At 65.2% G+C, this 13,628-nt stretch carries 13 protein-coding genes; 5 read left to right on the top strand and 8 right to left on the bottom strand.

Going from position 1 to position 13,628, the window contains the following annotated elements:
- Positions 1 to 19 precede the first annotated feature (19 nt).
- From CSQ91_RS17980 to CSQ91_RS17990, 3 genes are read right to left on the bottom strand one after another with little or no spacing between them, the layout of a single operon-like run.
- Positions 20 to 397 carry a hypothetical protein gene (locus CSQ91_RS17980; RefSeq protein ID WP_213086519.1) on the bottom strand — a complete coding sequence of 126 codons (378 nt, stop codon included), beginning with the start codon at positions 395 to 397 and terminating at the stop codon, positions 20 to 22.
- On the bottom strand, positions 390 to 983 hold the full coding sequence (locus CSQ91_RS17985; RefSeq protein ID WP_099389124.1) for an SMI1/KNR4 family protein: 594 nt from the start codon (positions 981 to 983) through the stop codon (positions 390 to 392). Before CSQ91_RS17985 ends, CSQ91_RS17980 begins: the two co-directional genes overlap by 8 nt.
- Before the next feature lie 44 nt (positions 984 to 1,027).
- A complete protein-coding gene (locus tag CSQ91_RS17990) occupies positions 1,028 to 2,236 on the bottom strand; it encodes an MFS transporter (RefSeq protein WP_099389125.1) in 1,209 nt (402 codons plus the stop codon).
- 136 nt (positions 2,237 to 2,372) lie between these two features.
- On the opposite strand from CSQ91_RS17990, the gene CSQ91_RS17995 reads away from it, so the two are divergent.
- Positions 2,373 to 2,894, top strand: coding sequence for a MarR family winged helix-turn-helix transcriptional regulator (locus CSQ91_RS17995; RefSeq protein ID WP_099389126.1), 522 nt, complete (start codon positions 2,373 to 2,375; stop codon positions 2,892 to 2,894).
- Here the strand turns inward: CSQ91_RS17995 and CSQ91_RS18000 are convergent.
- Entirely contained in the window at positions 2,891 to 3,457 is a 567-nt protein-coding gene (locus CSQ91_RS18000) for a hypothetical protein (protein WP_143451051.1), read from the bottom strand. The genes CSQ91_RS17995 and CSQ91_RS18000 overlap by 4 nt on opposite strands.
- A gap of 116 nt (positions 3,458 to 3,573) precedes the next feature.
- Here CSQ91_RS18000 and thiL point away from each other — a divergent pair, with 116 nt between their 5' ends.
- Positions 3,574 to 4,554: a thiamine-phosphate kinase gene (thiL, locus tag CSQ91_RS18005; protein WP_070254634.1), complete on the top strand. Its 981-nt coding sequence runs from the start codon at positions 3,574 to 3,576 to the stop codon at positions 4,552 to 4,554.
- 19 nt (positions 4,555 to 4,573) lie between these two features.
- On the opposite strand, the gene CSQ91_RS18010 is transcribed toward thiL, so the two are convergent.
- Genes CSQ91_RS18010 through CSQ91_RS18020 form a run of 3 tightly spaced genes read right to left on the bottom strand, consistent with a single transcriptional unit; the run spans position 4,574 to position 9,699 of the window.
- Positions 4,574 to 7,150, bottom strand: coding sequence for an EAL domain-containing protein (locus CSQ91_RS18010; protein ID WP_099389128.1), 2,577 nt, complete (start codon positions 7,148 to 7,150; stop codon positions 4,574 to 4,576).
- Positions 7,147 to 9,177 (bottom strand): ATP-binding protein, encoded by a 2,031-nt coding sequence (locus CSQ91_RS18015; protein ID WP_034780560.1) that lies wholly within the window; start codon positions 9,175 to 9,177, stop codon positions 7,147 to 7,149. Before CSQ91_RS18015 ends, CSQ91_RS18010 begins: the two co-directional genes overlap by 4 nt.
- The gene (locus tag CSQ91_RS18020) at positions 9,178 to 9,699 is read right to left on the bottom strand and encodes a YfiR family protein (protein ID WP_034780562.1); all 522 of its coding nucleotides are present in this window, start codon (positions 9,697 to 9,699) and stop codon (positions 9,178 to 9,180) included.
- A gap of 320 nt (positions 9,700 to 10,019) precedes the next feature.
- Here CSQ91_RS18020 and CSQ91_RS18025 point away from each other — a divergent pair, with 320 nt between their 5' ends.
- A complete protein-coding gene (locus tag CSQ91_RS18025; RefSeq protein ID WP_099389129.1) occupies positions 10,020 to 10,502 on the top strand; it encodes a CinA family protein in 483 nt (160 codons plus the stop codon).
- Here CSQ91_RS18025 and CSQ91_RS18030 read toward each other — a convergent pair.
- Positions 10,492 to 12,264 (bottom strand): GGDEF domain-containing protein, encoded by a 1,773-nt coding sequence (locus CSQ91_RS18030; protein ID WP_034780832.1) that lies wholly within the window; start codon positions 12,262 to 12,264, stop codon positions 10,492 to 10,494. The genes CSQ91_RS18025 and CSQ91_RS18030 overlap by 11 nt on opposite strands.
- A 212-nt stretch (positions 12,265 to 12,476) precedes the next feature.
- On the opposite strand from CSQ91_RS18030, the gene CSQ91_RS18035 reads away from it, so the two are divergent.
- Both CSQ91_RS18035 and CSQ91_RS18040 read left to right on the top strand, forming a co-directional pair.
- The gene (locus tag CSQ91_RS18035; protein ID WP_034780566.1) at positions 12,477 to 13,205 is read left to right on the top strand and encodes a hypothetical protein; all 729 of its coding nucleotides are present in this window, start codon (positions 12,477 to 12,479) and stop codon (positions 13,203 to 13,205) included.
- On the top strand, positions 13,206 to 13,562 hold the full coding sequence (locus tag CSQ91_RS18040; protein ID WP_099389130.1) for a hypothetical protein: 357 nt from the start codon (positions 13,206 to 13,208) through the stop codon (positions 13,560 to 13,562). It abuts the gene before it with no gap.
- Positions 13,563 to 13,628 lie beyond the last annotated feature (66 nt).

Raw genomic sequence — 13,628 nt, forward strand, 5'->3', positions numbered from 1 at the left:
CAGGAAAAACTATCAAATTTTAGATTTCAATTAGTTTTTGCGATGGAACATCGGCGGCGCGCCACAGCGGCAGCGCGGCGACGGCGCGCTCGATATCGCCCATGTCATCCGCGCCCAGGCTGCTGTCGAACGGCGCGGACAAAATGCTGCGCATCAGCGCCAGGCGCGTCGTCGCCTGCTGCGCGTCGATGAAACGCGTCGTCTCCGCGCAATACTGCGCGCGGCGCTGGGCATCGGCGCCATCATCGTCGCCGTCGGGATAATAATGGCGGCCGATGTGATGCAGCGACTGCAGCAGGAATTCGATCTCGCGCAGGATGCGCAGCGCATCCTCGCCGGACAGCACGATGCGGCGGTTGGCGGGCAGCAGGGAGGGCGGCGTGGCTGGACTATTCAAAATTTTCTTCGATCAAGAAGGCATAGTCGTCATCGATCAGCATTTGCAGATAAGCGTCGAAGCTGTCGGCGATGACCTTGTAGTTGTCGGGGTCGTGCAGGAAGCGCACGATCTGTCCAACCTTGCCGGACGCCGTGGGCGTGAAATCGACATACAGCCGCGAAGAACCGCCATTGTTCATGCAATGCGAAAAACACAGGCGCTGGCCCTGCTTGAGGCCGGCGTCGATGCGGACGTCGACGATGCCGGGATCCTGTTCCAGGTAATGGCCATAGATATCGGCGATGCTGCGCTGGTTCGCTAGCCCGTCCTGCAGAATCTGTTCGACGGAACTCAGGTAATACGGATACTCGAACACGTCCGAGCCCAGCATGTACACCAGCACCGTGCCGCCGGCATACTCCTGATAATAGGTGCCGTTGTACGTGCCCAGCAAGCGCAGCAGGCTGTCCGGGCACAGCGGATACGTCTGGCGCAAGCTGGCCAGTTGTGCCGCGCTGGCGCCGCTGGCCATCGCCAGGTCCACGAACGGTTCTGGTGGCAAGGCATTGAGTACGCCTTCGAGGTAGCGGTCGACGATATCCATACGTGGCTGGTTCCTGATTTGACGGGTGGGCGCAATATAGCAGCTCAGGATACGCGGCTGGCGCACGGCTGGACCAGTGTCCCGCCCGGCGCGAAGCGCACCGCGATCAGCAGCAGGAGCACGACGCCGCCGGCCATCACCATCCACGCCTGGGCCAGGCTGGACGAGTGCTGGCGGATCAGGCCGGCGATGAAGGGCATGCTGCTGGCGATGATGTAGCCGCCGCCCTGCACAAAGCCCAGCAGCGCGCCGGCGCCGGCCGGGTCACGCACGTGGTCCATGCTGACGATCAGCGACAGGGGAAACAGGGAGCCGATGCCGCAGCCCAGTAATATCACGGCGGGCAGCGCCAGTTGCGCAGGCGCCACGATCAGGCAAGCCAGGCCGGCCAGCACGGACAACAATACGGCCAGCAACAGGATGCGGCGGTCGGGGAAGCGGTGGATGATGCTGGAAATCACCAGCCCCGCCAGCACTTCCACCAGGGTCAGGCCGCCGAGCAGCAAGCCGCTGTCGGCCGCGCTCCAGCCCAGCTCCGTATAGAACGGCGGCAGCCAGGCCAGCACCAGGGTGTACGCACCCGTGCCGATGCCAAAGAACACCATCAGCAGCCAGGCACGGCCACTGCCCACGGGCAGGCTGGCGCCCGCGCCGCCGGACACCTCCACGCGCGCGGCCGATGCGCGGCGCCACAGCAGCGCGGCGGCCACGGCAGGCAGCGCCCACAGGGCCAGCAACGCATTCCAGCCCCAGCTTTGCGCCAACGGTGAAGCGGACGCGGCTGCAATGGCCGCCCCGCCCATGATGCCCGTCGTATAAAAGCCCATCAGCTGGCCTGCCCGCTCGGGGAAATGGCGCTTGATGAAGGCCGGCAGCAGCGCCTGCACCAGCGCGATGCCCAGGCCGCCCAAGGCCGCCGTGGCGATCAGGCCGCCGCTGCCATGCAAGGGCCAGCGCAGCGCGCAGGCGGCAGCGATGATGGCGATGCCGAGACCGATGCCGCGCGCCACGCCCAGCCGGCGCTGCAGCTGCGCGCCCGCCAGCGCGCACACGCCCATGGCGAACACGGGCACGGTGGTCAGCAAGCCCGCGTCGGCATTGCTGATGCCCGTGCTGGCCTGGATACTGTCAAGCAAGGGGCCGATGGCCGCCAGGATGGGCCGCAGATTCAGGCCCAGCAGGATGATGGCGGCCACCAGCAGGGCCGAAGACATTGAAGAAGAAAGGGGAGCGGCAGGTCGTGCGGAGGGCATGGGATAGTCCTTGCCTCGCTGGGAGGCACATGGTTTAATGCGTCATCAGAATATGACTCGATGAAAAGTATCTTAACATAAAGATAGAAATCTATCTTGAGGTCGAGATAGATGGTCCCAAGATACAAGGATACCCATGACAGATGCCCCGCAAGAACACACGCGCGCACAATTTGCCGCAGCACAATGGCAGCGCGAACTGCCGCAGATGGATACCCGCGCCATGCAACTGGTGGGCCAGCTGGGCACGGTGGCGCAGCTGATGGCGCGCGACTGGCTCAATCCGCTGTTCGCCGAACACGGCTTGCAACCGGGCGAATTCGACGTGCTGGCCACCTTGCGCCGCTCGGGCGCGCCCTACAGCCTGATGCCGACGGCCCTGTACGAAGCGGCCATGCTGTCCTCGGGCGGCATGACCAACCGCATCGACCGGCTGGAAGCGGCCGGCCTGATCGAACGCCAGAAGCATCCGACGGACCGGCGCGGCGTGCTGGTGGCCCTGACACAAAGGGGATTGGAACTGATTGAAAAGCTGGTGCTGCTGCACGTGGAGAACGAGCGCGCCATGCTCTCGGCTTTGAATTCGGACGAGCAGCGCCAGCTCGACCAGTTGCTGGCCAAGCTGCTGCACGGCATGGCGCAGGCGAAGAAAATTTAGGCGAGCAGACGCGCCAGTTCGCGCAGCGCCGCATGGCCGCGCCGGGCTTTGCGCTGCAATTCTTCCGGCGCACAGTGTCCATACAGGGCCTGGACGTGGCCCTCGCTGGCGGCGCGCAGGTCGAGTTCGCCCGCACCGGGATCGGGCAACTTCCCCTCGACAAGGGTCAGGAAATAATGGCGGGGCGCGCCATGCAGGTTGGTCGCGAACTGCAGCACCAGGCCGCTGTCGAACAGCAGCGCACCGCTGCACGCCCCTGTCTCCAGCAGCAGGCGATACGGCGGCAAGGGCCGCCGCACCGCGCGCAGCACGCTGGCCAGGCGTACTTGATAACCGAGTTCCAATCCATTCGCATGCAAGCGGCCGCCTTGCAGATACACCTTGAACGATGTTTGCACGGCCCGGCTGGCGCGGCGGAACCAGCGCTCATCCTCATACAGGCACAGCTGGCCGCCATCGCACAGCTCGTAAAATCCGCGCGCCAGCAGTTCCGGCGCCGTGAACGTGGCCAGGCCGACGGTCTGCGGCTCGCGCAGCCAGCCATCGTCAAGATAGGATTGCATCAGGGCGTGGATATCGTGGAAGGGCATAGGGGCAAGATCGGCGGTGGCAAAGGCCTGTATTGTAGGCCAGCCTATAATAGCCGGGCCACACCATCATTCAACGAACAGACCACGCCATGGCCCCACACGACGCGCTTTCCGAATTCGACCTGATCAAACAATATTTCGTGCGCCAGCGTCCCGGCCGCGCCACCCTGGGCATCGGCGACGATTGCGCGCTGATTACGCCCGGTGCCGGCAAGCAGATCGCCATCTCGTCGGACATGCTGGTCGAGGACCGGCACTTCTTTGCCGGCGCCGACGCCCGCATGCTCGGTCACAAAAGCCTGGCCGTGAACCTGTCCGACCTGGCCGCCATGGGCGCGCGTCCCGTAGCCTTTACCCTGGCCCTGGCCCTGCCGCAAGCCGAGCGCGCCTGGCTGGCCGGCTTTGCCGAAGGCTTGTTTGCGCTGGCAGACGCATTCGGCTGCGAATTGATCGGCGGCGACACCACCAAGGGCCCTTTGAATATCTGCATCACCGTGTTTGGCGAACTGGCGCCGGGCCAGGCCCTGCGCCGCGGCGCGGCCGTGGCGGGCGACGATATCTGGGTCAGCGGCACCCTGGGCGACGCGCGCCTGGCGCTGGCCGGCTACCGCATGGAGCAGGAACTGGCGCCATCCGACCTGCTGACAGCAAGCGCACGCATGCACACGCCGACGCCGCGCGTGGCGCTCGGTTGCGCCCTGGCCGAAGCGGGCCTCGCGCATGCGGCCATCGACATCTCGGACGGCCTGGTGGGTGACCTCGGCCACATATTGAAAGCGTCGCAGGTGGGCGCCACCCTCGACGTCGACGCCCTGCCGGCCGGCCCCGTGCTGGCGCAACAGGCAACCATCGTGCGCCGCCGCTACACGGCCGCCGGCGGCGACGACTATGAACTGTGCTTCACGGCGCCGGCGTCCTCGCGCGACGCCATCGCCGCCCTGGCGGCAAGCTGCGGCACACCCGTCACGCGCGTGGGCAGCATCGAGGCGCAGGCGGGCTTGCGGCTGGTGGATGCGGCCGGGCAGCCGCTCGATTTGGCGCTGAATTCTTTCGACCACTTCAGCGAATAAAAATAAGGAATCCGCCGAATCAGCGCACCGCCATCCGCGCCAGCCCCGGCTGGTTCACCATCCAGTAGTGCTGGAAGGCCAGGCGGATGTTGTCGCGCAACTGGGTGTCGTCCCACGGTTTCGTATAGAAACGGTAGATGGCGCCCCGGTTGATCGAGTCGAGCACGGCTTCGAGGCCCGTGTAGCCGGACAGGATGATGCGGATGGTTTCCGGGTACAGCTCTTTTACTTTACTGAGGAATTCCGTGCCGCTCATGCTGGGCATGCGCTGGTCGCAGACGATCACGTGCACCCTGTGCAGGGCCAGCATTTCAAACCCTTCGGCCGGCGTGCTGGCCGTGAGAATCTGGTAGCCTTCGGGACGGAACAAACGGTGCAGGGACGACAGCACGTTGACGTCGTCGTCGACGATGAGCAGGGTTTGCGCGGGCTGCGCGGCCGGGTCGTGGCCGGGCGGCAGGCCGGCGCCGGCAACGATCATCTGCCCCAGTTCCAGCGCCGGCAGGGCGCGGCTGAAATAAAAGCCCTGGATTTCATCGCAGCGGTTGCGCCGCAGGTATTCCAGCTGCGGGCGCGATTCCACGCCCTCGGCCACCACGCTCAGTTTCAGGCTGTGCGCCATGCTGACGATGGCCAGCGCGATGGCCGCGTCGTTCGGATTGCTGGTGATGTTGCGCACGAAGGCGATGTCGATTTTCAGCTTGTCGATGGGGAAGCGCTGCAGATACGCGAGGCTCGAGTAACCGGTGCCGAAATCGTCGATAGCCACCTTCACGCCGATTTTCTTCAGCTTGCCCAGCACGACGATGGTGCGCTCGGCGTTCGACATCAGCGCCGTTTCCGTCAGTTCCAGTTCCAGCAATTCCGGCGCCACGCCATGCTGCGCCAGCGCGCGCGTCACTTCGCCTTCCAGGTCGCCTTCGGCAAACTGGCGGCTCGACACATTCACGGCCACATGCACGGGCCCCACTTCGCTGTCGCGCCACTCGGCGATCTGGCGGCAGGCCGCCTGGATCACCCAGGCGCCGACGCGCACGATCAGGCCCGTGTCTTCCAGCACCGGGACGAATTCGGCCGGCGCCACCAGGCCGTAGCCGGGACGGCGCCAGCGCAGCAGCGCTTCCACGCCGCTGATGCGGCCCGTGCGCAAATCCACCTTGGGCTGGTAGTACAGGATGAACTGCTCGTGTTCGAGCGCATGGCGCAGCGCCAGTTCCAGATCCAGGCGCGCCAGCACCTGCACGTTCATGCCGGCCGTGAAAAAGCGGTAGCCGTCGCGGCCCGCCTGCTTGGCGCCGCCCATGGCCGTATTCGCGTATTTGATGAGGGTTTCCGGGTCGGTGGCGTCGTCCGGGTACATGGCGATGCCGATGCTGGCCGTCAGGGTGGCCGCATGGCCGCGCAAGTCGAACGGCGCGCGCAAGGCTTCGCGCACCTGGTTCGCCACGGCCACGGCTTCCTGCTGGTTGCGGCTCATGGTGAGTATCAGCGCGAATTCGTCGTTGCCCAGGCGCCCCACGGTGTCGCGCAGGCGCACGCATTCGACCAGGCGGTTGCTGAACTGGCGCAGCAGTTCGTCGCCCAGCGCCGCGCCCAGGGTGTCGTTGATGCTTTTAAAACGGTCGAGCGCGATGAACAGCACCACGATGCGCCAGCTTTTTTCCTGCGCCAGTTCGACGGCCTGAGCCAGGGTCTGGTAAAACAGGCTGCGGTTCGGCAGCCCCGTCAAGCCATCGTAATGGGCCAGGTGCTTCAGGCGCTCCTGCGCCTGGCGCCGTTCGCTGATGTCGCGCGCCACGGCGATCAGCAGCAGGCCGCCCGCACCCTGCCCGCCCGCCACGGGCGCCTGCGCATACCAGTGCCAGCCCAGCTCCACCGGCACCAGGCTCAGGTCGCGCCGCACCAGTTCGCATTCCGTCACTTCCGTGGCCAGGTGGGCCGGGCCGCCCGGCAGCGCGGCCAGCGGCGGGGCCGGCGGCGACGGCAGCAAGGTGCCGGGCGCCAGCGCCAGCAGTTCGGCGCGCGCATAGCCGAGCAGGCGGCATGCGCCATCGTTGACGTCGACCAGGGTCATGCCCAGCACGTCGACGAGGAAGATGGCGTCGGTGGTGGCGTCCATGGCGCCGCGAAAGCGCTGCAGTTCCGCCGTGCGCTGGCCCACCGTGCGTTCGAGCAGGGTATTGTAGTGGCGCGCGGCGCGGTGCAGCAGCCGCACTTCGAGCATGTTGCGGATGCGCGTGAGCACTTCGAGCGCGTCAAACGGCTTGCTGATGAAGTCGCGCGCCCCCGCTTCCAGCGCGGCCAGCTTGGCGTCCGGGTCGGCGGCGATCACCAGCACGGGCAAATAGCCTTCCAGTTCCAGCGGACGCAAGGCATCCATCACGTCGTAGCCGCTCATGCCGGGCATCACCAGGTCGAGGATGATCAGGTCGAACTGGTGGCGCTGGTGCAGGCCGGCCACGGCGCGCGCGTCGAGGGTGCTGGTGATGGCCGTGTAGCCGCCGCTTTGCAGCAGATGCTCGAGCAGGCGCAGATTGACTTCCTGGTCGTCGACGATGAGAATTTTCGCCGCATAGATATCGGCCTGGCTGATCATGGCGCGCCCGTTCCCTTCTGCCGGCGCTGCTGCGCCACGTAGGCCAGGGTGCTGTTGATCGCCTCGGTAAATTCATCGAGGTTGATCGGCTTGGTCAGATAGCGGTAAAAGCCCAGCGCCATGCTGCGCTCCACGTCGCCCGGCATGGCGTTGGCCGTCAGGGCGATGACGGGGATGTGGGCCGTGCGCGGATCGGCGCGCAGCAGTTTCAGCGCATCCGTGCCGTTCACGTTCGGCAGGTTGATGTCCATCAGGATCAGCTGCGGCAAATGCGTGCGCGCCATATCCACGCCCAGACGGCCATCCGTTGCCGTCAGCAGCTGCAATTGCGGGCAGTAGCGCACGATTTCCTCGACCAGGGTCAGGTTGGCGGGATTGTCTTCCACGTACAGCAAGGTAACGGGGGCGCTGTGTTCGAGCAGCGCCCCGGCCAGGTCCGGCCGCGGCAAGGCCGGGGGTGCGGGCGCGGGCAAGGCATCGACCACGCGCAGTTCGATCCAGAACGTGCTGCCCTCGCCGGGAGCGCTGGTCACGCCGATGCTGCCATCCATCAGCTCCACCAGGCGCTTGGTGACCACCAGGCCGATGCCGCTGCCTTCTTCCGTGCCGCCTTCCTGTCCCAGCCGGTTGAAGGGCTGGAACAGCAGCGCCACCTGTTCGCCGTCGAGGCCCACGCCCGTGTCGCGCACGCTGATGCGCACCCGGCCGCCCGCCTGCGGCGCGCAATCGATAGCCACCTGCCCCTGCTCGCGGTTGTACTTGAGCGCATTCGACAGCAGGTTCAACAGAATCTGCTTGAGGCGCGTGCGGTCGGCCAGCACGTTCAGGGGGCAGGTGTCGGGAAAGGCCATGCCGATGCCGCGCTGGCTGGCCAGCGGCGCGATCATGTCGCGGCATTCCTGCAAGATGGCGTCCAGGCCCACGGGTTCGAGCGACAGGCTGACCGTGCCCGATTCCACCTTGGCCAGGTCGAGGATTTCATTGATCAAGGTCAGCAGGTGGCGCCCCGATTTCAGGATATGCCCGGCAAATTCCTTCTTTTGCTCCAGGGTCGACGGCAGGCGGTCGGAACTGAGGATTTGCGCAAAGCCCAGGATGGCGTTGAGCGGCGTGCGCAATTCATGGCTCATCGACGACAGGAAGGCCGACTTGGCATAGTTGGCGCTGCGCGCCTCTTCCATCGCCATGGCCAGTTCTCCATTCGTCATTTCCAGCTGCATCGTGCGCTCGTGCACGCGCACTTCCAGTTCCTGGTTCAGGCGCATGACTTCCTGCTGCGCCTCGGTGCGCTGTTCGCCTTCGCTGGCCAGCTCGCCGTTCGAGCGCTCCAGCGCCTGCGTGCGCAATTCGATCTCGGCCAGCATCTTGTTGAAGGAATCGACCAGCTGCGCCACTTCGTCGACGCTGAGCTTGCGCGCGCGGCGCGAGTAGTCGCCCGTCTCGATCACTTCACGCGCCACGTCGGCGATATCGAGGATGGGTTGCGTGATGACGAAATCGAGGCGGCGCAGCAGCAGCAAGGCCACCAGCAGCGCCAGCACCGTCACGCTCAGGGCGATGGCCAGGTAATCGGCCGTGCGGCCGGCCAGCTCGTAATCGGCGCGCAAATACACGGTGCCCAGCAGTTCCCCATTGTCGACGATGGGCTTGAACAATTCCACCGAACTGCCCTGGATGCTTTCGCCTTCCTTGCCCGCCTTCGCCGGCAACTCGCCCACATGCTGGTTCGCGCGGTAGCTGGCAAACAGGCTGCCGTCCGCCTTGTACAGGGCGCCGGCCGTCACGCGCGGGCGGATGCGCATCAGGTTGAGGTTTTCCAGCGCCAGGCGTTCGTCGTCGAAGGCCAGCGCGGCCGAACTCATGTGCCCCAGCAGCTCGGCCTGGGTACTGATGTCGGCCACCAGGTTGCGGTGGTAGGCGCGCAAGTCGTAGACGACGATGGTGCCCAGCGAAATGACGAGCGCCACCAGGGTGGTCAGCAAGACCACCGACATCAGCTTGTGGCGGATGGAACGCAGTCGTATCATCTAGGCGCCTCCCGTCTGCACGCGGTAGGCGGCCAGCAGCATGCGCGCGCTGATGCGGATATGCGCCTGCGCCACGGGTTTCAGGGCCACGTCGAAGCGCACCTTATCTTCGGCCATCACAAAATTGATCATGCTGCCCATCGCGTAGACCTCATCCGAATCGGATACCGTCAGCAACGCCAGGCCACGGCTGGCGGCCAGCATCTCCTGCAGCGCCGTTTTATCCAGCGCCCCCAGGTACAGCACGTGCAGCCCGGCCAGCGCTTCGCCACGCCGCACTTTTTTCACCTGCACGGCGCGGCCGTTGACACTATGCCCGGCCACGCTCTGTTCGAGCTGCTCGGCCAGCGCATCGGCGCCCGCCACGCCGATCACCAGCGGAGAGTCGGGCCGGGCAAAGCTGCCGTCGGGCCATTCGACATAGCCGGCAAACTTGTACAGATACCCGGCCTTGACCTGGCGTTCCAGCTCCCCCGGCACCTGCGCCCGCGCCTCGATACACAGCACGCCCAGGAGCAGCAATAGCCACTCCCAGCGGAGAGGGCGGCGGCCAGCACCGCGCGCGGAGCAGCGCAGGGGGCCAGGATGACGCCACCAGGTCCAGTTCAGAATTACCATGACAACCGAGTAAAGATAATGCTATACGAAGGCGCGGCACCATGCCGCTTGCCTGTTCGAGCGATGCGCACCAGGGTGGCGCAGCGACAGAGCGCCTGCCAGCCCGAAGTGGTAGCAAATGTATAAAAGAGTGTACGCATTTTCGCTGGTACCGGGGAAAGTTTCTTTTACCGTTGGCCATGCTACAGTCTTGCCACCATTTTCACCGCATGCAGGAGTCATCCATGAGCAACGAACTCGTCCCCCTCTCCACCGCGGTCGGCCTGGCCTTGCAGGCGAAGGGCCTGCTGCTGGCCACGGCCGAATCGTGCACGGGCGGGGGCGTGGCGCAGGCCGTCACCGATATTTCAGGCTCGAGCGCCTGGTTCGAGCGGGGCTTCGTCACCTATTCCAACGGGGCCAAGACCGGCATGCTGGGCGTGCCCGCCGAGCTGATCGCCGCACACGGCGCCGTCAGCGAGGAAGTGGCCGCCGCCATGGCGCGGGGCACCCTGACCCACAGCGAGGCCCAGGTGGCCGTCTCGACCACGGGCATCGCCGGCCCCACGGGCGGCGTGCCGGGCAAGCCCGTCGGCACCGTCTGCTTCGGCTGGGCCATGGACGGGCGCGTGCAAACACAGCGGCTGGTATTCGCGGGCGACCGCCAGGCCGTGCGCGAGCAGGCCGTGGCGCACGCCTTGCGCGAACTGCTGCGCTTTATCCAGTAGCGGCGGCGATGCAGGCGCGGTCGCGGCCCGCCTGCTTGGCCGCGTACAGGGCGCTGTCGGCGCGCATCAGCAATTCGTGACGGCCGGCGCCGTGGCGCGGATATTCGGCGATGCCGGCCGAAAAGGTGCAGCCGGACAGGCTGTGCGGCGCCTGCCGGATCAGCAACTGGCGGTAGCGCGCGGCGATATCGTCGATCTTGTGCGCCGCGATGAGGCTGTCTGCTTCACGCAACAGCAGGCAGAATTCCTCGCCGCCATAACGGCACACCATGTCGCTGCCGCGCAGCTGGCTTTCCACCAGGCGCGCGAACTGGATCAGCACTTCATCGCCAAAGTTATGCCCGTAGGTATCGTTGACGCGCTTGAAAAAATCCAGGTCGATGATGGCGATGGCCACGGGCGCATCCGCATCGGCCTCGTGCAGGATGGCGTTGAGGCAGGTTTCAAAATGGCGGCGGTTGTACAGGCCCGTCAGGTGGTCGCGCATGGCCTGTTCCTTCAGGCTGTCCTGCAGGGAATTGACATGCAGGATCTGGTGCGCCAGTTCCCGGTTCAGGTGCTCGAGCTTGACGTTTTCCGATTCGCGCGCCGCCTGCAGCTCCAGCGCCTTGTCGCGCTCGGCTTTCAGGCTGTGCATTTCCTTTTCCAGGTTGCGCATCAGGCTGCGCGAGGCGCGCGCCGACTTGCTGCTGGCCTCGTAGGCGGCCTGGTATTGCTGCAGGAAACCATACGCCGCCTGCCATTCGCCCAGCTGGGCATTGATGTCGGACAAGCCGCGCAGGATCTGCTGCTGGTGAAACGGATTGCGCGTCCAGCTCAGCAGGCTGTGCGCCTGCGTCAGGGACGCCAGCGCCTGCGCCGTCTGGCCCGCGTGCAGGTCCAGCTTGCCGCGCACCAGCCACGCATGCATCTGCTCTTCCAGGTCCTGGCCCCGGCGCGCATATTCTTCGGCCCGCAACAGCAATTGCAGGGCGCTGTCGGGCTGGCGCAGCAGGATGGCGGCGTGGGCGGCGATACAGAACAAAAAGGCGCGCACGGCCAGGTCTTCTTCCGGCCACTCGTAAAACGGTTCCACCAGCGCCAGCGCCTCGGCCGGCTTGCCCGTGGCCAGCAGGCACATGGCCAGGTTGGCCGAAACGATGGTTTGCTGGTATTTGAGTTTTTGCGTGCCGATGATCTCGAGCGCCTCGACCAGCAGGGGGATGGCGTCTTCATCGTTGCCCAGGTCATGCTGCGACGACGCCAGGTTCGACAGGCTGTTGACCCGGTGCGCGGGGCTGCCGAAACGCTCGGCGATGTCGAGCGCCAGCAGGAAATTGCGCGGGCCGTCCTGCGTATCGCCACGGTTCAGGGCATCGACGCCCAGGCGCGCGTACAGCATGAACTTGTGCAGCGAATCGGGTATCTGCGCGGCCTGGCTGCGCGCCTGCAGGAAATGCTGCTCGGCATCGGCAAAATCGCCGCGCCGGCTCGCATACGCGCCCTGCAGGGCGGCCACTTCCATGCCCCCTTCCAGGTCGCCGCTTTGCTGGAAATACGCGCCCAGACGCTCGCACGACGGTTCGGCCTCGCCAGCGTAATACGCCAGCCAGCAATGATTGAGTTCCGCATACGCGCCGCCGCGCGCATACTGTTGTCGTTGCGCCGCCGCCAGCGCCATCTGCGCCAGCCGGCGCGCCTGGCGGCGGTTGCCGACCAGGCAAGCCAGGGCTTGCTGATTCAGACGGTCAATGTCGGCTTTATCGAGACTGGAGATCGGCACTGCGTCCTCGTTCACACTCTGGGGTGCATTTTTCACACAAAACTTGCTCTGTATCAATGGTATCCTGATTAACATCATAACCAGATTCGCTGTTCCGCATGGCATATTTGCAAAGGATTGTGGTAAAAATGCCAGTCGTGGCCTGGCCGGGCGCTTGCGCCGCTGTCACGGATCTTTGATTGTCACTGACGCAACAACTTGGAGTAGTCGCAATGCAAAACACGGTACATTTCATCCTGCAGGGCAAGGGCGGCATCGGCAAGACCCTCGTCTCTACCCTGCTGGCCCAGTGGATAGGCGGCAAGGACGACACGCCTTTGCGCTGTTATGACACCGATCAGGAAAACGCCACGTTCTCGCGCTACAAGGCGATGAACGTCAAGCACGTGCCCGTGATGACGGATGCGCGCAACATCGATCCGAAACGCTTCGATGCGCTGATGATCGACATTCTCGAAACGGATGGCAACTGCGTGATCGACAATGGCGCGAACACGTTTTCGCCGCTGATGGGCTACCTGCTGGAAAACGACTGTTTTTCGCTGCTGGAAGAATCGGGCCGCAAGGTCTACATCCACACCATCGTCGGCGGCGGCGACACCCTGCACGACACGGCCACGGGTTTTGTGGCGACAGCCCAATCGACGAAGGTGCCGCTGGTGCTGTGGCAAAACGAACATTTCGGCCTGCTGCAATCGGCGTCCGGCAAGCAGTTTATCGAATCGCAGTCGTACGCCGACAACCGCGTGCGCGTGAAAGGCAGCATTACCTTGAGCCAGCGCAATCCCGACACCTTCGGCGCGGACGTCAAGAAGATGAACACGGCGCGCCTGACGATGCAGGAAGTGCTGCAGAACGACAAGTTCAACATCATGGAAAAGCAGCGCATCAAGGTCGTCTACCGCGACATCTTCGAACAGCTCGACAAGGTGCAGTGGTAGATGGACCAGCACAAACTGCGCAGCCACGTATTCGACAAGACGGGCATCAAGATCGACGTCGATGACCCGATATTCGCCCTCGTGGCGCTGAACGAAGCCGTGCTGGCGGAAACCGTCGAGCGCCAGCTGGCCTTGCTGGACGCCGCCACGCAAGCGCTGGCGGCGCAGGCGCGCGCGGCGGGCGGCTTGCCGCCCTTGCCGGCGGCAGCCATGCTCCAGCCCGTGCCGGTCGTACCCGCGCCAACGCCGACCGGCTTCACGCCGCGCGAATGGCGCCTGCTGGGCGCGGCGGCCATCGTCTCCATCGCCAGCGCATTGCTGGTGCTGGGCGGCGCGGCCCTGCTGTATAGACTGTAGCACCGTCGCGCTGCGCCAGCCACGAGCGAGCAGCAGCGTCTTCTCCACCTATCCCTGGAAGCATGC

Origin of the sequence: Janthinobacterium sp. BJB301 (genome assembly GCF_002735685.1) — a bacterium.
Taxonomy (GTDB): Bacteria; Pseudomonadota; Gammaproteobacteria; order Burkholderiales; family Burkholderiaceae_D; genus Janthinobacterium; species Janthinobacterium lividum.

Bases quoted from the DNA above. Each gene is read 5' to 3' on its own strand.
- CSQ91_RS17985 (WP_099389124.1), bottom strand. From the start codon at position 983: ATGGATATCGTCGACCGCTACCTCGAAGGCGTACTCAATGCCTTGCCA.
- CSQ91_RS17990 (WP_099389125.1), bottom strand. From the start codon at position 2,236: ATGCCCTCCGCACGACCTGCCGCTCCCCTTTCTTCTTCAATGTCTTCG.
- CSQ91_RS17995 (WP_099389126.1), top strand. From the start codon at position 2,373: ATGACAGATGCCCCGCAAGAACACACGCGCGCACAATTTGCCGCAGCA.
- CSQ91_RS18000 (WP_143451051.1), bottom strand. From the start codon at position 3,457: ATGCAATCCTATCTTGACGATGGCTGGCTGCGCGAGCCGCAGACCGTC.
- thiL (WP_070254634.1), top strand. From the start codon at position 3,574: ATGGCCCCACACGACGCGCTTTCCGAATTCGACCTGATCAAACAATAT.
- CSQ91_RS18010 (WP_099389128.1), bottom strand. From the start codon at position 7,150: ATGATCAGCCAGGCCGATATCTATGCGGCGAAAATTCTCATCGTCGAC.
- CSQ91_RS18015 (WP_034780560.1), bottom strand. From the start codon at position 9,177: ATGATACGACTGCGTTCCATCCGCCACAAGCTGATGTCGGTGGTCTTG.
- CSQ91_RS18025 (WP_099389129.1), top strand. From the start codon at position 10,020: ATGAGCAACGAACTCGTCCCCCTCTCCACCGCGGTCGGCCTGGCCTTG.
- CSQ91_RS18035 (WP_034780566.1), top strand. From the start codon at position 12,477: ATGCAAAACACGGTACATTTCATCCTGCAGGGCAAGGGCGGCATCGGC.
- CSQ91_RS18040 (WP_099389130.1), top strand. From the start codon at position 13,206: ATGGACCAGCACAAACTGCGCAGCCACGTATTCGACAAGACGGGCATC.